The sequence below is a fragment of the Sphingobium trunci genome, from assembly GCF_022664535.1.
Taxonomy (GTDB): Bacteria; Pseudomonadota; Alphaproteobacteria; order Sphingomonadales; family Sphingomonadaceae; genus Sphingobium.
On the sequence record NZ_JAKUJY010000001.1, the window covers coordinates 160946 to 179462 of the forward strand.

General features: G+C 63.9%; 11 protein-coding genes and 1 pseudogene. 4 read left to right on the forward strand and 8 right to left on the reverse strand.

Features of this window, described 5'->3' with window-relative positions; all coding sequences use genetic code 11:
* Window positions 1–27 precede the first annotated feature (27 nt).
* The 4 genes and pseudogenes from MJ601_RS00715 to MJ601_RS00730 form a co-directional block, all read left to right on the forward strand.
* Window positions 28–240: pseudogene (locus tag MJ601_RS00715) on the forward strand (hypothetical protein); the annotation flags it as partial.
* 67 nt (window positions 241–307) lie between these two features.
* Window positions 308–1759 (forward strand): cobyric acid synthase, encoded by a 1452-nt coding sequence (locus MJ601_RS00720; protein WP_242122664.1) that lies wholly within the window; start codon window positions 308–310, stop codon window positions 1757–1759.
* Between the two features lie 193 nt (window positions 1760–1952).
* A complete protein-coding gene (locus tag MJ601_RS00725; RefSeq protein ID WP_281061192.1) occupies window positions 1953–3665 on the forward strand; it encodes a type I secretion system permease/ATPase in 1713 nt (570 codons plus the stop codon).
* Window positions 3666–3673: 8 nt separating this feature from the next.
* Window positions 3674–5062, forward strand: a complete 1389-nt coding sequence (locus MJ601_RS00730) for an HlyD family type I secretion periplasmic adaptor subunit (RefSeq protein WP_242122666.1) — start codon at window positions 3674–3676, stop codon at window positions 5060–5062.
* Window positions 5063–5068: 6 nt separating this feature from the next.
* On the opposite strand, the gene pelF is transcribed toward MJ601_RS00730, so the two are convergent.
* Genes pelF through MJ601_RS00770 form a run of 8 tightly spaced genes read right to left on the reverse strand, consistent with a single transcriptional unit; the run spans window position 5069 to window position 18207 of the window.
* A complete protein-coding gene (gene pelF, locus MJ601_RS00735; protein ID WP_242122919.1) occupies window positions 5069–6565 on the reverse strand; it encodes a GT4 family glycosyltransferase PelF in 1497 nt (498 codons plus the stop codon).
* On the reverse strand, window positions 6565–7434 hold the full coding sequence (locus MJ601_RS00740; protein ID WP_242122667.1) for a hypothetical protein: 870 nt from the start codon (window positions 7432–7434) through the stop codon (window positions 6565–6567). Before MJ601_RS00740 ends, pelF begins: the two co-directional genes overlap by 1 nt.
* The gene (locus MJ601_RS00745; RefSeq protein WP_242122668.1) at window positions 7431–8378 is read right to left on the reverse strand and encodes a hypothetical protein; all 948 of its coding nucleotides are present in this window, start codon (window positions 8376–8378) and stop codon (window positions 7431–7433) included. The genes MJ601_RS00740 and MJ601_RS00745 overlap by 4 nt, the downstream gene beginning before the upstream one ends.
* Window positions 8378–9919, reverse strand: coding sequence for a hypothetical protein (locus MJ601_RS00750; protein WP_242122669.1), 1542 nt, complete (start codon window positions 9917–9919; stop codon window positions 8378–8380). The genes MJ601_RS00745 and MJ601_RS00750 overlap by 1 nt, the downstream gene beginning before the upstream one ends.
* On the reverse strand, window positions 9916–11658 hold the full coding sequence (locus MJ601_RS00755) for a tetratricopeptide repeat protein (RefSeq protein WP_242122670.1): 1743 nt from the start codon (window positions 11656–11658) through the stop codon (window positions 9916–9918). Before MJ601_RS00755 ends, MJ601_RS00750 begins: the two co-directional genes overlap by 4 nt.
* On the reverse strand, window positions 11655–12518 hold the full coding sequence (locus MJ601_RS00760; protein WP_242122671.1) for a glycoside hydrolase family 191 protein: 864 nt from the start codon (window positions 12516–12518) through the stop codon (window positions 11655–11657). The genes MJ601_RS00755 and MJ601_RS00760 overlap by 4 nt, the downstream gene beginning before the upstream one ends.
* On the reverse strand, window positions 12515–13912 hold the full coding sequence (gene pelG / locus MJ601_RS00765) for an exopolysaccharide Pel transporter PelG (RefSeq protein ID WP_242122672.1): 1398 nt from the start codon (window positions 13910–13912) through the stop codon (window positions 12515–12517). The genes MJ601_RS00760 and pelG overlap by 4 nt, the downstream gene beginning before the upstream one ends.
* Window positions 13913–13929: 17 nt before the next feature.
* Window positions 13930–18207, reverse strand: coding sequence for a cadherin domain-containing protein (locus MJ601_RS00770; protein ID WP_242122673.1), 4278 nt, complete (start codon window positions 18205–18207; stop codon window positions 13930–13932).
* Window positions 18208–18517 lie beyond the last annotated feature (310 nt).

Consider the following 18517-nt stretch of genomic DNA (forward strand, 5'->3'; position numbering starts at 1 on the left):
CCTTGGCCAAGCCGCCCGTGGGATCAGATGGAACGGATCAAACGCCTCTTCACGATCAAGACCAAGTTCGAGGCGTTTCTCGTGATCTACGCCCTGGCGCTCGGCGCGACAGAGCGAGGCCTGGTCTATATTCAGCAATATCCCGGATTTGGCGGCAAGTTGCTCGCCCTTGCCTGCACCGCCAGCGTCTTCATGGCGGGCGGCATGATCCTGGATGCGGTCGATATGCGCCGCCGCGCCGCATTGCCCGATCCGGTCCGCCCGAAGGGACTTGCCTCCTTCGCCCACAGCATGCAGGAGCGGCGCCATGGCCGCCATCATGCTTCAGGGAACAGGATCGGACGTGGGCAAGTCCCTGCTGGTCGCCGGTTTTTGCCGGGCACTCGTTCATCGAGGCTATAGCGTCCGGCCTTTCAAGCCGCAAAACATGTCCAACAATGCCGCCGTCACCGTGGACGGCGGAGAGATCGGGCGGGCGCAGGCGCTTCAGGCGATTGCCGCGGGAGTCGATCCGCATACGGACATGAATCCCGTCCTGCTGAAGCCGCAGGCCGATCGCACGTCACAGCTTGTCGTCCACGGCCAGGTGCGCGGCAAATTGGGCACGGCGAATTTCCGTTCTGCCCGCGCTGCGTTGCTGGAGGCCGTGCTGGAAAGCTACGACCGGCTGAAGGCGCAATGCGACATCGTCATGGTCGAGGGGGCGGGATCGCCCGCCGAAGTGAATCTGCGCGCGGGCGACATCGCCAATATGGGCTTCGCCCGCGCAGCCAATGTGCCGGTCATATTGGTCGGCGATATCGACCGGGGCGGCGTGATCGCGGCGATCGCGGGGACCCAGACAGTGATCGATCCCGCCGACGCGGCGATGATCAGGGGCTTCCTGATCAACAAGTTCCGCGGCGATCCCGCTCTGTTCGACGACGGCTACCGGCATATAGAACGGTTGACCGGCTGGAGGGGATTGGGCGTTATTCCCTGGCTGGGCGAAGCCGTGCGCCTGCCGAGCGAGGATGCCGTCGTACTGGAACGCCCGCAGGGTCATTCGGGCGACCGGCTGATGATCGCCTGTCCGATCCTGCCGCGCATCGCCAATTTCGACGATCTCGATCCGCTGAAGCTGGAACCTGGCGTGGATGTCGTCATGGTGCCGCCGGGACAGCCCATCCCGGCCGAAGCCTCGCTCATCATCCTCCCCGGATCGAAGGCCACCATCGCCGATCTGCAGGCAGTCCGGGATCAGGGATGGGATATCGACATCCGAGCGCATCACCGGCGCGGAAAGCCGATCTGGGGCATTTGCGGCGGCTATCAGATGCTGGGACGGCGCATAGCGGACCCGGACGGGATCGAAGGTCCGCCGGGAAGCGTCGAGGGCCTTGGACTGCTGGACGTGGAGACAAGGCTGACGGCGGTCAAGCGGCTGGAGCAGACCGGCGGCCATGCGCTGGGCGAAGCCTTCACCGGCTATGAAATGCATGTCGGCGTCACGCATGGCACGGATTGCCAACGGCCCTTTTCCCTCGTCGATGGCGGGCGTGCTGATGGCGCGACGAATGGCGATGGCACCGTCGTCGGCACCTATGTCCATGGGCTGTTCGCCAGCAGCGGCCTGCGCGCCGCCCTTCTCGCCCGGCTGGGCGGCCAATCCGCGCTGGGCGACTATCAGGCGTCGGTGAATGACGCGCTGGACCGGATCGCGGCTCAACTGGAGGAACATGCCGATGTCGAGGCGCTGATCGATCTGGCGATGAACTGACGGCGTGACGAAAGACCGCATCGACGCGGCATATTCGCGCCGTCCGGCCCGCATCTATGCAATTGGTTATATTTACGCAAAATCAGCAAGATATTATACAAAAGCCAAAGGACATAAGTCGCACCATATAGCCATCGATTGAGGGGGCTGGGCGAAGCTTATGTTGCTTGACCTTCAAATACCGGCTGCGCCGATGAAGGCAGCGCTGGCATCCTGCAGGCGCCATTTCCTTTCATCGCTCATATTCAGCGCCCTGATGAACGTCCTCTATATCGGACCCGTACTCTACATGTTGCAGGTCTATGACAGGGTCGTCGCGGGCCAGGCGCGCCTGACCCTCCTTTTCCTGACCATCATCATCGCCGTGGTGATCGGAACCCTGTCTCTTCTGGAACAGGTGCGCTCGCGCCTGTTGATCAGGGCGAGCATGAGATTGGACCGGCAGCTCGCCGGACTGCTGCTCGATACCAGCCTGAGCGGCCGGGGACCGACCGGCGAGGCCATGAACAAGCAGGTCCTGCGCGAATTCGATACGCTGCGGCAGGCGCTGACAGGGCCGGCCATCCTGTCCTTCTTCGATTTTCCCTGGAGCCCGATCTATGTGATCGTCTGCTTCCTCATCCATCCGGCCATCGCGGCTCTGGCGGTCGCGGGCGGCGCGGCGCTGCTGTTCATCGCCGTGCGGAACGAGAAGCGGACCAGCACGCCTTTGAAGCAGGCCAATGCGGCCGCCAACAAGGCCTATGTCAGCCAGGAGCAGACTCTTGCCGGGGCAGAGGTCATCCGGGCGCTCGGCATGCGCAGCGCACTGGTGCGGCGCCATTTGTCCGAGCGCCGTGCCATGCTCGACCTGCAGGCCCATGCCAGCTTTGCCGGCGGCCATTATGTCGCGATCAGCAAGTTCATCCGGCTCCTGCTGCAATCGCTGGCGCTGGGGCTTGGCGCATGGCTGGCGATCAACAACCAGATTTCGGCCGGCGCGATCTTTGCCTCTTCCTTCCTGGTCGGGCGAGCCCTGGCGCCGATCGACCAGTTGCTCGGCGCATGGCGCAACGTCGTCCATGCCCGGGCCAGCTATGCGACGCTGAATGACCTGCTCGCCGCCAGGGAAGCGGATATCACCCTCACCAAATTGCCCGCCCCTGTCGGTCATATCTCCATCGAGCATCTGACCCATTTCCTGCCGAACCAGGAAAGGCCGATCCTGGCGGACATCAGCTTCACGGTCGAGCCGGGCGAAGTCGTCGCCATTGTCGGACCAAGCGGCGCGGGCAAGTCCACCCTGCTGCGAATGCTGTCCGGCGCCACGCGGCCGTTGCGCGGATCGATCCGCTATGACGGCGCGAATATCCAGGACTGGGACACGGAACGGCTCGCTTCCCATGTCGGCTATCTGCCGCAGGACACGTCGCTCTTCGCCGGGACGATCAAGGAGAATATCGCGCGCTTCCAGAATTGCCTGTCCGACGACGACGATGCCGTGGATGCCGCCGTGATCGAGGCGGCACGGTTGAGCGGCGCGCACGACATGATCCAGCACCTGCCGGGCGGCTATAATCTGACGCTGGGCTGGGGCGGACGTGGCCTTTCCGCCGGACAGGCCCAGCGCGTGGGACTGGCCCGGGCGCTTTACAAGGCGCCCCCGCTCATCTTTCTGGACGAACCCAATGCGCATCTCGACGCCGAGGGCGAGGTGCGGCTGGTGGCAACGCTGGCGGACCTCAAGAAAAAGAACGCATCGGTCATCATCGTCGCCCATCGCATGGGAATATTGGGTGTGGTCGACAAGATCATGGTGATGCGCGAAGGGCGGCTGGAAACCTTCGGCCCGCGCGATGAAGTGCTGGGGCGGCTGAAAGCGATCCAGTCCGAAGAGCAACCCACTTCGCAAATGGCAGAAGGGTGAGGGGCGCCATGGGGGAGGTCCAAATCAGCGACGCCAGCGGAGCCGTCCAGCTCTTTTACCCCGGCGTGAACGGTGCCAGCGGCGAAACGATCGACGACCGGCCCGATCGCGACATGCGCATGGGCACGATCATCGCCGTGGCCTTCTTCGTCCTCTTCCTGGGCTGGGCCGCCTTTGCTCGGCTGGATGCAGCGGCTTATGCACCGGGCCGGCTTACCGTCTCGGGGCAGCGGCAATCGGTTCAGCATCGCGACGGCGGCGTGGTCGGAGCGATCTTCGTCAAGGAAGGGCAGCATGTCCGGCAGGGCCAGCCGCTGATGGAACTGGCCGCCGCCGAAGTCCGGGCGCAGGCGCGCATGTATGGAGCGCAGGCGATCGAACTCCAGGCGCAACGGGCGCGACTCATCGCCGAGCAGCTGGGCGCCGGCCATGTCGAATGGCCGGCCGCGTTCGCGACGCTCACCGGACAGGAGAAGGAGGATGCGCAAGAGGCGATCCGCCTTCAGCAGACGCAGTTCAACGCGCGATCTTCCGTGCTGATGGCGCAGACCGGCGTGTTGCGGGAGCAGGCGAACCAGGTCCAGCAGACCGCGCGCGGCTACCGCTCCCAACTGACCGCCTCGTCGGAACAGGCGCGCCTGATCGGTGAGGAACTGGACAGCCTGCGTGACGTGGCGGACAAGGGTTTCGTCTCCAAGTCGCGGATCCGGTCGCTGGAACGCGCGCGCGCCGACCTTCAGGGGCAGGAGGGGCAATTCACGGCCAGCATCGCCCGGTCGGGAGCCGAGGCGGGCGAGAACCGGTTGAAGGCGCTGGAGGCGGAGAAAGCCTATAAGGAGCGCGCCGCCTCGGAACTGCGCGATGTCGAGTTTTCACTCAACGAAATATTGCCCAAATATCGCGCGGCCAAGGATCAGCTCGCGCGGCTGGAGATACGATCGCCCGCCACCGGCACGATCGTGGGCCTGACGATCTTCACCGTCGGCGGCGTGATTGCTCCGGGCCAAAAGCTGATGGATATCGTTCCCGACCGCGCAGGGCTGGTAATCGAAGCGCGGATCGCACCCGATGATATCGATGATCTGAAGGTCGGGCAGAAAGCGCAGATCCGCTTCACCAGCCTGCATGAACGCGACCTGCCGATCATGGACGGGCAGATCACCCGCCTGTCCGCCGACAGTTTTCAGGACGAGAAGACCGGCGTGTCCTTCTACACCGCCGAAGTCAGGGTTCCCTCACGGGAACTGGACGTGATCCGGAAGGTGCGCGGCGCTGACTTCGCCCTGAAAGCGGGAATGCCGGTGCAGGTTCTCGTGCCGCTACGGCGGCGGACCGCACTGCAATATGCATTCGAACCCCTCACCCAATCGCTCTGGCTGGCCTTCCGCGAACATTAGCGCCAATCACTGCAACTCCGAAAAGCGGGCCTGCGCGCCCAGACCGTTATAGATGTGCCGGTATTCCGCGATGATGGCGCTACGATCATAGTCGCTGAGCACCCGTTCACGCAGCGCCTCCCCCATGGAACGGCGAAGGGACGGGCTACGAAGCAGGCTGAGTATGGCTGCGGCCGTCCCTTCGGGGTTGACGAGCTGGGTCACTATGCCTCCCGCCCGGTCCGCGGCGGATCGGCCCTCGACCATCTCCCGGCAACTGCCGACATCGGGGGCAATGACCGGAATGCCGCAAGCGCCCCCCTCCAGAATGACGAGCGGTTGCGCTTCGGAAAGACTGGTCAGCACCAGAATGTTGATCCGCGGCAGCCATTCGCTAACGTTGACCCGACCGGCAAACTGGACGGCATTGGCGATCCCCAGTTCCTGCACCAGGGCGTTGCAGTCGGCGGCATAATCGGGGTCCTCGTCCAGCGGACCCAATATCGCGAAGCGTATTTCGGGCATTTCCGCCAGCACCAGGGCAGCCGCTCTCACAAATGTCTTGATATCCTTGATCGGAACGACCCGACCGATCAGCGCCACGAGCGGGCGCGCGGGATCACAGTTGCGCTCCATATGGATGAAGCGGTCGGCATCGATTCCGTTGGGAATGACCCGCAGCCGGTCCGGCCGGGCGCCAAGCCGCCGCTGGGTCTGGTTGTTGGCGCCATAAAGGGCAATGATGGGGTCGCAGGCATCGTAGCAGGCACGCGTATAGGTCTGGAACACGGCCAGCCACAGGTCGCGCAGGTCATGCCCCTCCCGGTCCAGCGTCAGCCCGGTCTCGATCTGGTCGCCGATCCAGTCGGCCATCATGATCTCGATCTGCCGCTCCAGCATGTAGATGCCATGTTCGGTGATGAAGGCGGGCTGCCCCGTTTCATAGGCCGCGCGCGCGGCCAGCAAGCCTGCAAAGCCCGTGGAAATGGTGTGATAGACCTTCGCCCGGGGCAAGGGCACCAGCAGCATCTTGAGCAACCCGCCCAACAGAACCCGCATCGCCCAGAAAAAATGGTGAAAGGAGGACGAGCGGAAAGCGGTGTCGTAATAATGGGTGAAAAGATCGAATATCTCCGGATTGGAAAGCAGATCGCCCGCGGCAGGGGTGGGCTTCAGCCTGCCGAGGGCCTTTTGCAGACGGATCAGGTCGTCCTTCCCGCCGGTCGACAGGAAGGCGAGCAGAAGCCGCCCGATCCGCCTCATCTGAAGGGCAGGATAGCGGCGCGGCACGCACGGCTCGACCAGCAGCGGCACTTCCAGGATGCCGGCCACATTGGAGGGAGGCACGACCTGCCACGGCTGCGGATGGGCGCCCGCCTTGATCGCCACGATGGTGAAGCGCAGGTCCGGCATGCTCAGGACCAGATCCTGCAGCCAGCTCGATACGCCGCCGACGACGAAGGGATAGGCCCCCTCGACGATCAGGCAGACATCGCATTGCGCGATTTCCGGAGCGCTGCGCATCACGGCACCCGCCCCATGCCGGAGACGCCAGCGGGCGATGACAGCACCGCTCCGCTCTGCTCCATTTCCCGCCTCAACCGGGTGCGGACGGCCCTCAACGCGCGGCGGCGGCCGTCATGGGCCATAAACGCCCCCGCAATCTCGCCCAATTTCCTGCTCGCCTCCTGACACAGGCGAAGGCGCTGCGCCTTGGGCAGCAACTGGTTGAAACAACCATGATCCGCGAGCAACATCGTCAGCGCATAGCGATCGTCCAAATTCTGGCTGAGGGCGATCCGGGCCTGAAGCTCGCTGCGCTGCAGGGCCAGATTGTAGCTGACCTGCGCGGCGGCGGCGGCAGCGAGGGCACGGATGGTCTGGTCCTCATCGGCCAGCGCCATGACGATCAGCGGCGACAGTCTCGGCTCAAAGGAAATGACGGCCGTCTCCAACGCCCGATAACGCGCCTGCAAAGTGCCGTAACGCAACATGGTGGCCAATGATCCGATTTCGTCGCATTCCGGATAGCGCACCCGTTCATCCAGAATACGGCCCAGCCTTTCGGCTGGCGAAACGCTGTTCATGGACCGGTTTTCGCGGACAGGGCCATGGCGATAGACGATTTGCCGCCTGGCCCGGCCGTTGCGCACCAGCGGCGAAAGCAGCAGGCACACCATTATTCCCGCCGGACCAAAGGCTGCCCCGATCGGCAACGCAAAGGACTGAATCGCCGTAAAGTCGCGCAGGCGCGCCGTCAACAGCAGCAGGATCCCAACGGTAAGCAGCAGATGCGCAGGACCGAACCAGATGATCGCGCCCTGCCCTGCCAGCATTGCGCCGAAGAGCAGAAGCAGGTCCAGAATGGCAAGAAGAGCGAGCAGCGCAATCACGCAACCTTCCCTTGGGGGACCAGCCATTTCGGCATGGCCTCCTGTTCTCTGGCGAACAGTCCCGCTGTCCCGCCCAACAGATCGGCGATCTGGCGCAGTTGCGCCATATAGGCCTCGGTCGTCCGCGCGCCGATGATGCTGTGAATGACGATCACGGCCGCCAACGCGTCATCCCGATCCAGGACCGGCAGCGCCACGATGCCGATCTCCGCCAGCATCGCCTGATCCGCCGCGCAATCATGCTGGAAGGACCGGGGGGTGGCCAGCATCGCCTCGGCCAACAGGGACCGGGTCAGCTCCGGCGGTGGGTCGGCCGCGGCCCTGCCCGAAAAACGCGCGATCATCTGGCGGCCGCTCACATCGTAGAAGGTAAAATCCTCCGTCTGTGCCGCGAGCGCGATCATCCGCGCGATCGCTTCCGCCCGGCCTTCCGGATCGCCTTCCATCAGTTTCAGCCCCGCGTCCACCGCCTGGACCACCGTTCGCTGTTCCGTTGCGATCCTGACCTGCAACTTCCGGTTGGTATCGGTGAGATGCGCGATGACCTCCGCCAGCCTTTTCCAGTTGCGATCCATCGCCTCATGATGCCGTTCCTGATCGGCGATGCGGTTCATCCGGCTGGCGGTCACCTCCCCGATCACAAGGGCGGCCACCATCCACAGCATCGGCTGAACGGAAAGGCGCAGCTGCTGTTCCAGATGATCCACCGGCGCCGGGCCGATGTCGGACCAATTCAACCAGATGGCGCTCGCGATGATCCCCGCGACCAGACCCATGCCGGTGCCGTAGGCGATCGCCATCGCCAGCACCGGAAGCCAATAGGGGTTGGGGTTGAGACCGGAAAATGCGTTGCCCTGCAGCAGTCCCCTGTCGACGGCGACAAGTGCTGCGAAAAGAACCAGCATTTCCGTGCATTGCAGGAAGATGGGCCGATGTTTCAGCATCAATGTCTCCCGAAGTAGCGCGTCAGCGCAACGCGCAGATAAAGCTGCCGTCCCGAAATGCCCGGCCGGCTGATCGAACTGATGCCGCCGCTGGCCTGCAGGCGCCATCCCGCGCCCAGCCGGCCCGTCGCGCTGACATTGGCGGTGGGACCGTCGGTCTTGCCTTTCCGATCGAAGGTCCAGCCCGCGGCCCCGGTCAATTGCCACCGGGTCCAGGACATGCCGGACACGAGCTGGAAGCTGTGATTTTCCCGGTCGATGAGGGGGATATAGGCAAGGCCATTGGGCCTCGCGTCTGTTCGGTGGACATATTCCGCGTCCAGCCGATAGCTGATCGCCAGCGAGGGTGATCCGCGAAGGAGCAGATAATCAAGGCCGCCGGTCACGCTGACGCTTCGCGTGCGGATACCGGTTCCGCGAAGGCCATAGCCGTTCCATGCCCCGTCGGCCTGCACCACCAGTTCGGGCGTCAGCCGTATCGTCCCGCCTATGCCTGCCCGGCTGATATGCCCGCCGAAGGTCGACTGTTCGGGTGTCGCCAGATCCGGCAGATGATAGGCGAACACCAGCCGCGCCTGCTTTTCGGGCGGCCCCAGGAACAGTCGGGCACCACCGCCGAAGACTTTCTCGTCCAGTTGCGCGCTGCCCTGCAGTTCGATCCGGGAAACGGGGCCGAGATCGATCGTCGCGAACAGGTCGCCAATGGCGGAGCGGGATGTCCGGTTGTTCAATATGCCGGTGGGACCATAGACGGTGTCGGCTTCCGAACGAACCCAGCGAAGGCCCGCACCGGCCGAAATGCGCGGGGCGACCGGGACCATGGCGTTGATGCCGCTTTCCAGCTGCCAGAAGACCTTGCCTCCCCTGGCCGTCACGGCGGCCATGGCATTGCCGCCGGATTCGGCGATGGTCTGCCGGGCAAAGGGGTCATCGGCCGCCAGGTTGCGATAGCGGTTCGCACCCAGCGCCAGGGCGCCTTCCGCGACCTCCATGTCGCCCAGCAGGCGCTGGACCCGCTTGTCGCCGGGATGCGCCGCCGCCAGCGGCGCCAGCCGCCGCCGCGCCAGATCGGGATAGCCAGCCGCCGCATCGGCCTGCGCCCGTGCGATGGTCAGTTCCATGTCCATGTCGGTCGTCTCGGCCACAGGCGGCTGAAAAGGCGGGGACGACGCGGGCAAGGCAGGTTCATCGGGAAGGAAACGGACGCGCAGGCTGCGCCCCTGCACGACCGCCTCCAGCCGCCTTCCGCTGGCAGGGCGCAGGACAAGGCTGTCGTCGTTCCAGCGCAGGTCGGCCAGATCGTCCCCGGCCGCCTTTGCAAAATCCTTCAACTGCTGGTCCGTGATCGCCTGATCGAACCGGACGACCAGATCATAGTCACTCCTTTCGACCTGAAGATGGACGTCCCGGCTCCATGTCAGATCGACGCTTCGCCCCTCGGTGGCCGAAGCCGGGGTGGAAACGCCCATGTCAGGCGGAAGGGTCGCGATCAGGAGCGGCGGCGGCCCCGCAAGCAAGAGGGACGCGACCAGCGGCATCATGGCTGCAGAACCTTTCGGGCACGTCCCGGATCGCCGGATGCGATCAGCAGGCGGGCCAGCATGATGTCGAGACGGCGATCCTTGGGCGTACGCGCGCGCAGCGTTTCGACCATGGCCATCGCGTCGGACGTTCGCCCGATCCGGGTCAGCAATTCAGCCCGCTCGATCGAGGGCGCCGGCATGGTCGCCAGCAGCCTCTCAAGCCAGGGCTTCGCCGCCGCCTCGCCTCTCCACCTTGCCTGCGCGTCCGCCATCAGGCGAAGCGCAGCCCGGTCGTCCGGCCGGTCCTGCAGATAGGGCTGCAACTGCCCGACCGTATCCTGCGCATGGCCTTGGTTCCAGGCGTCCCAGGCCAGGGCCAGCCGATCCGCCGTCAGCCCCTGCCCCGCCGCAAGCCGGGCACGCGCCAGGGCAAGGGCATAATATTCCGCCTTCTGCACGGGCAGGATCGCGCCGGAGGCCGCCTTCAACTCCGCTGCCGACAGAGGGCGCCCGTCGAGCAGCCGGTCGATCGCCCGCGCGGCAGCGGTGCGGTCGCGCGCCATATTGGCCAGCATTATGCGCCGGACCAGCATGGCGCTGCTATCCGCGGTGGGCAGCCCTTCAAGAAAGGCGAGCGCCCTGCCTGGCTGTTCGCGTTCGACATAGGGGGGAATCCAGCCCGGATCGGCCAGGGCGCGCGACCGCAGCCAGGCCAGATCGGCTTCGGCCGGGCGCGGCCCCATCAGGTACAGCAGCCGGGCGGACGCCTGGTCATTGCCGCCCTGCCGTTCGGCCTGTTGCCGCAGCACGGCAATGGCATCGCTGCGGAATCCCTGTTCCAGCAGATGCTGGGCGATGGCGGCGCGGTCGGCACCCCTCGCCGAAGCCTGTTCCAGCAGCCATTGCCGGATCGCCTGCCGGTCGCCCGATGCCATCAGGATGCTTTCGCGCGCGGCTTCGCGTCCCGTCGGCAACAGCGCCGTATAATGCAGCGCCGATCCCATATCCCCCGACCGTTGCGCCAACGTCATGGCAAGCCAGGGATTGTCCCCCCGCCAGCTGGGCGTTCCCGCCCTGTCGATGCGGGGAATCAGCTCATACCGTCTGGCATTGTTCGCCCAATTCGCCAGATCCAGCGCCTGCGCCCTGGTGAGCGCGGGAATCGCATGATGTTCCGCCGCCATGATCAGCATATCGGGCTGACCCAGCGCATAGGCCGCCTCGGTCACATCCTTTGGCGGGGCGCTGCCGGGCGTCAGAGCAGCGGCACGCAGCAGGTCGGCCGCACCCTGGAGATCACCGGTCTGACGGCGCAGATCGAAACGCAGGCGCCAGTGGACGGGGTCCGCATAGTCGGGGCGGCTTTCCAGAAAGGCCATCGCCACATCCGGCCGCCCGCCCGCCAATATGTCATAGGCGATCCGGCCGGTCATATCCTTGACGCCGCCCTTCGCCAAAGCGTCCGCCATGGCGGAGAGGCTGGAGGCGCTTGCCGTCGCGGTGGATGCAGCCAGCAACCGCTGAAGGTCGGGGACGGACACATGCCTGCCGTGCGAAAAGCGCTGCATCAGCATCGTGGTGCTGGGCGGCGGCAGCGGCACGGCCGCAGGCGGCGGCGAAAAGGTGCCTCGCCTGATCGCATCGGCGATCTGCCCGGAATTGGGCATCAGCAAAGCCGTGGTGGCGAGCAAAAGCCCTCCCCCGGCTATCGGCCCTACCAACGAGATGCTGGGGCTGCGCAGAGTTGCGATATTCATGAGCTGGGCTCCGGTATGAGCCGGTCGAGGGCCAGGGTGGACACATAGGGCTGGAACCCGGCGGCACGCTCCCGCTCATAGAGGCTGGCGACGGTCGTCTTGTCCTGCGGGTCCCAATAATCCAGCGTGGCCAGACCCAGGCGGGGATTGGCCTGCTTCGCCGCCAGCAACCGGCCGGCCTGCCATGCCCAATCCTCTGCCGAGGTCATTTCATAGCGCCGCTCGGCAAAGTTCCAGCGCGACGCCATGGCTTCGGCCAGCACCAGATCGATCTGCGTCGCGACCAGCGGCAGCAATGCATAGCCGCGGTTCATCATGATCGTGATGGCGGGATATCTTTTCCGGATGGCCTCGACCAGCCGTGCCGCCCCCGCCACCATGCCCCTGTTCCGCTCCGGATCCTTGCGCTCCATCGCCTCGGCATTGTCGAGCGTGTCCATGAAAATGCCGTCATAGCCCTTCTGCAATATCGCGGGGACGAGCCGGTCGAGTACCAGCTTCGTCCAAGCCGGGTCGCGCATGTCGACCAGTCGCGCATCGGGCCAGTTGGGGTTGGCCTGGCGCAGCGCACCCGCCCTTTCGAGTTCGTCGAAAAAAGGCCGATGGGAATGCACTTCGCCCAGGCTGATATAGGCCAATATCCGGCTGTTCGGGCCTCTCAGCGGTTGAATGGCGCGCGGGAAGTCGGGCTCCAGCACCAGCAGGCCGAAGTTGCGGGCCAATGCGGGATCGGTGGCGCCGCCATAATCGACGGCCCAGGCTGCCGGCCTGCTGGCTTCCGGCAGGGCGCGGGCGGACAGGCCGAACACCATCAGCGAAAGGGCGAAAAGATCGCGGCGGCGGAAAGCAGCGAAGCTCATGGCCAGAACCTCGCATTGCCCACGACCGAAGGATTGTTGCCGACGAAGAGCAGATAGGTCAGCTTGCCCGTCGCCTGGGCGACCAGCGCCACGGCCAGCGAGGCGGCCGTGACGGCACCGGCCAGATAGCCGAACCCAAAGCCCGCAAAGCCATTGTCGCGCAGCAGGAGCGTACCGATGGCGCTGGCGATCAGGAAACTGCCCCAGACCGCGACGATCCGGCCCGCCAGGTCATAATAGGACAGGATGATGCTCATCTGGATCGCGACCAGGTGGAACACCACGCCCACGGCCGTCAGGCGAAAACCGAATATGCCGCGCGCGTTGAGGTCCAGAAGACGGACGATCTCCGGCGCCAGGACCCAGCAGAAGCAGGCCAGTATTGCCTGCTCTACCATCAGCAGCCGCAGGTCGAGCCGGATCGTCCTCGCCAATTTGCGCCGGGCCTTTTCGATGCTGCGCAGATTGGCGGTGCCGGTGCAGTGCGACATCAGTTCCGCAAACGCACGGTCGAACCGGGTTTCGGTCGTGACCATGATCAGCGTCAGGCCGGGAATCATGGTGAGCAGGCCCAGAAAGCTGGCCTGGTCGTTGATGGGGTTGACGCGCAGCATGCCCATCGCCTGAACGCTGCCCGGCGCCCACCAGAGTAGCCATTTGTCGATCCAGATCGCCAGCGCGTTGGCGAGCCCGGCTGCCCCCAGCGCCATGACGCCGGGCGTCTTGCCGATCCACCGCGTCTGCCAGCCGGGCATGGACGGGAAATCCTCCCTTATGGCGGCGATCAGCAGCGTCAGCGTCACCACCAGCCCCGCCGCAATGGCGGCAAGGACGGCGGCGGGCGCAGTGGGCTGCACCACGCCCAGCGATACCGCAACGATGGCGATGCCCGACAGATAGGCCATGAAAATCGGCCGGTGCCGCCATGTCGCATGCAGGAAGGGGCTGGCGATCCAGATCTGCGCGAACAGGGTCAATATGGCCGTCGCGAGCAGATAGAGGTCGGGCCGCATGACCGCGGCAAAGCCGAACAGCATGTGGCCCGCTATCAGCGACGCGACCGTGGCCCACACCAGCGCCGCCATCAATATCGACGGAACGGCTTCCCGGTCCCCCATATAGAAGCGGTCCGATGCCATCCGCGTCGCAATCATCGCCAGCGGCGCCGTCACGACCGTCGACACGCCAAAGGCATAGACCAGGCTGGTCTGTACGATCACATGGTCCGCCGGCACCATCACCGACCGGGTCCAGCCCTGCAGCAGGAACACCGCGAACGCCGTCATCAGCCAGGGACCGGAACTGATCACGGCGCCATGAAAGGCGGCATGAGCGATCCCCCCCAGGCCGTCTTCCCGGGCGATGCGATCCAGTTTGAAACCGATGCCGGCCATTCCCCCAAGCCTCGATGCTACAACAGGAAGTCGCTCGCGGTCAGATTGTGAACGCCGGCAAGTCTGATCGCGAATTCAACCGTTGCCGGGTTATTGTCCGTATTGCCTTCGATGAATGTGTCGGTGCCGTCGGAATAGACATGAAGCTGCCCCACGGCGGTGAAGGCCGCGCCGCCAATGAAGCTGAAGGCCTGGTTTCCCGACAGATACGGATTGGAATCGATACCGGACAGGTCGATCCTGTCGATCCCATCCTGGAAATCCATGATCCGGTCCATGATGATCGGCGTGCTGTTGCCGACCGCATTGTAGATGAACAGATCGGCCCCGGCGCCGCCGGTCAATATATCGGCCCCTGCACCTCCCGTGATGCGGTCGTTACCCGCCCCGCCGTCGATGATGTCGTTGCCGCCATTGCCGACCAGGGTGTCGTTGCCGCCATTGCCGATCAGGGTATCGTTGCCGCCTGCGCCCCTCAGCGTGTCCTCCTCGCCGGTGCCGTTCAGCGTCGATCCGGAACTCAACGCGGTCAACGATACGCCGGTGACGTTCGTGACCACGATGGTCAGGTTCTGGGAATCCTGCGCGCCCAGGCTGTCGGTCGCCAGCACCTGCACCTGATAACGGTTGTCGAAGTTGGAGTCGGCAGGCGCCTCGAAATCCGGCGCCGTCTTGAAGGTGAGGACACCCGTCTTCGGATCGATGGAGAATAATGCCCCATCCACCGCCGAGCCCAGCGAATAGGTGACCGTCTGGCCGATATTGGCGTCCGTGGCGATGACGGTGGTCACGTTCGTGCCGTTTTCCGCCATTCTGATCGTGGCCGACGCGCCGCCGCCATTGGATATGATGATCGGAGGCGCGTTGGGCGGGGTCACCGTCACCGCGATCGCCTGTTCGTCGAACAGCGCGCCGTCGGATGCGCGCACGATGACGTCATAGACATTGTTCGCCCCGGAATCGGTCGGCAGCAGATAATTGGGCGTGTTGATGAAATTGAGCTGGCCCGTGGACGAGTTGATCACGAATTTGGACTGATCCAGTCCACCCACGATCGAATAGACCAGTGTCGTGTTCGCGTCCGGGTCGATCGCCGTCACCTTCATCACCGGCCGCGTCCCGCTGGAGATGGAAATGGCCGCCGTGTCGCCGCCACCGCCCGATGTGATCACGGGCGCCGATTCATTGACGTTGGTGACCGTGACGTTGATGGCCTGTTCGTCGAACAGCGCGCCGTCCGACACCCGAACTGTCAGGCTGTAGACATTGTTGCCGTTCGCATCGGCCGGCGCCTCGAAATTGGGCGCTGTCAGGAAAGCGAGCGCGCCCGTCGCGGGATCGATCGCGAAACTGGCGCGGTCCGGCCCACCCACGATCGAATAGACCAATGTCGTTCCGGCGTCCTGATCCGTCGCCGTTACGGTGGTGACCGCGGTCGTGTTTTCCGGCACGGAAATCGCTGCCGAAGCCCCGCCGCCGTTGGAGGTGATGACGGGCGCCTCGTTCACATTGGTGACGGCAACGGCCAGCGCCTGTTCGTCGAACAGCGTCCCGTCGGAAGCACGGACGATGACGTCATAGACATTGTTCGTGCCATCATCGGCAGGCGCTTCGAAATTCGGCGCGGTCGCGAAGCTCAGAACCCCAGTCCCGCTGTTGATCGTGAATTTGGCGGCATCCGCTCCGCCCGAAATGGAATAGGTGATCACTGCGCCGGGATTGACGTCGGTCGCGGCAACGGTCGTCACCGCCGTGCTGTTTTCCGGGATGGAGAGGGCCGCCGCCGCGCCGCCGCCATTGGATGTGATGACCGGCGGATCCCGATATTCCAGCGTGACATTGTGCAGGCCGTAGGCGCCCACATCCAGCGTCACTATCTCGCCCACCTGGCTGACGATGGTGGCTCCGCTGACGACAATGCCATGGGTGCCGGGATTGGCGATGTCGATGACCACCTTCCCCTCGCCCTGCAATGAGAAGGCCAGGTTATGGCCATCCCCGGTCACGCTCATCAGCACCGCCCGCATGGGCAGGTCGGTGATGTGAGTCACGTCGTCGGCAGCGGCCCCCAGGTTGATCGTATAGGTTCCCCCGCTCTGGGGCAGGAAGACGCTGTTGCTGTCATAGGCATACCAGCCGGTCACATTCTGAATGACCAGCGCCCCCTGGCGATCGACGTCCAGGGCGAGATTGCCGACATTGGCCCCGCTGACGCTGGCCGTGATGCTGTTGCCGACCACGTTGGTGGTGATGGTCGCATTCTTCACCGCCGTCATCCGCTGGGCCAGATCGTCCAGCGTGACGAATTCCATATTGGCTGCCACGGCATGCTGAAGCCAGGTGGTGAACATCGAAATATCATAGGGACTGTCCGCCGTCGGACTGCCCGACACGAAATCCGCCGCGCCATAGTCATGCCATGGCCAGACGATCACCGGGGTCTGGGCGTTGGCGACCAGCTTGTCGAATTCGGCGATCCAGGCGGCCGTGGCCTCCGCCACCGTCTTTTTCTGGAACTCGACCAGGGTGAAGTCGAACGAGGTGTTCGGCGCGAAATAGATCTTGCTCTGATCGGCAGGCGTCAGATAGCCGAAGGCATTGGGATAGCCCGCACCCTGCGCCGCATATCCCCCGGTCAGATAATCCGAAACATATTTCATGATTTCCTGCGAGACGCCCAGCGTCTCGGGGGCTCCCGGCACCGCCGCGCCAGCGATCTGAATGCCGATATTGCTGTTGAGGATATTGGTGCTGTCCTGGAATTCGGTCTGGATCTGCTGGGCAGTCAGCAGGTTGGTATTTTCCGGATGCGTCAGGCTGTGCGTGCCGATCTCGTTGCCCAGGGCCAGCAGCGCCTTGTAATAGGGCAGCGAAACGGACCAGTCCGTGCCGGTGCCGTTGGTGCCGTTCCCGACATTCAGAAAGAAACTGCCGACGAAGTCATAGTCGGCCTTCCACTGCGTCAGGATGGGCAGCAGCTTGTCGTAGATGCCCGGGGTGGAGCCGGGGGGGTTGACGTCCTCCAGCTCCTGGCTCTGGTCCATGTCGACGCGCGCTGCGACGATGCCGGCATCCCGCGACAGGTGCAGACCCACCGAAAGGCCCGTGCCATTGGCGGCATAGGAAATGGCGCTCTGCAACATGTTCGCGTCGGCCATCACGCCTTCGCTGGAAAAGAGGACATTGTGCGCCGATCCCGTCTGGGTGGCGAGCGCCGCCGCATAGGTCTGGGCGCCGTTGATGGTTTCAGTCGCGATCGTCTGCCCCGGCTTGCTATAGCCCTGAAAGGCGTTCCAGCCGACATTGGTATAGCTGTTGACCTGCTGGCCATTGGCATAATTGTCGAGGACCAGACCGTTGGCATCTGTCGCATTCACCGTGACATTGCCGGTGCCGCCGGTGACCCGCGTGGCGTCGAAGAGCAGCTTCATCTGGGCATAGGGGTCGCCGGGAAGCGGATCGCCTCCCACCGTGCCGCCCTGCACATAGGGCTGGTTGGTCATGAACTCGCCAGCCGCGATCAGGCCGATGCCCAACTGCTTGCTCGCTATTTCCAGCGTATGGGAAATGGCCTCGACCTGGCTGGCCTGGACATTGCGGAAGGATGGGAAGACGAGCGCATCATATTTGGCCAGCTTGTTGAGGTCGGTCAGGTCGGATTCAGTCAGTATGTCGAAGGGGATGCCCGCCTGGATCGCCTGCGCCTGAACCGACATGAAAAGCTGGGAATAGGCGGTTTCGCTGAAATAGGCCTTGGCCGTGGTGTCCGAAAAGACAATGCCGATCCGCATGTCGGGCGCGCGCGTGACGGTGGGGGTGTTGAATATGGTGAAGGGCGCCGACAGATAATCGGTCGGCAGGAACCCTGTCTGCAGATCGTTGATGTCGTAGAGCGAATACATGGCCGCGGGATTGCCGACGGCCGACGTCGGCAGGCTGAATTCCACGACGGTCCGGTCAGGCGACCAGACCGCGTTGAGGCCACTCATGACCAGCGTCTGCCCGGCCATTCCCGTATAGAGATTGACGGTCCCGTCGGCGGCGAAATTGATATTATATTCCGCGCCGCCCGCATAACCGAATATCTGGTAGCCGGTCGATGCCTTGCCATCCGTATTCAGCCAGACCGTCGTATTCGCGCCGATCTGGACCGGAGCCTTCAACGCGAAGATGAAATTGCCGCTGTCGACCGTAGAATAGACCTCGTAGCCCGGATTGCTGTTGTCGTCGATCCGGTCGGTGCTGAACCAGTCGCTAAGAGAACCATCCAATGTGATGCTGTGGCCGAAGGTCATGGCAAAACCCCAAACTTATGAACCTCGAAAGATTCATTTCATAAGTTTGCGACCGGATATTATATTATCATCAAGAAGAAATTCGATATCACAAAATACATCACCGAAACGATGACGAAGCCCATTCGATCTTCTGCAATATCGATCGGATATACCGCTCCAGCGTTCAGGCGAAGCCTGTCCGTCAGGGAATATTCCCCAAACTCCACTGCGCTGATGCAAACAGGGTAAGACGCTATTTCAGCCCATTTATACCCATGGTCCCGGAACTTACGGCCAGGATCGCTGGATATAGTCACACCGCGCACAT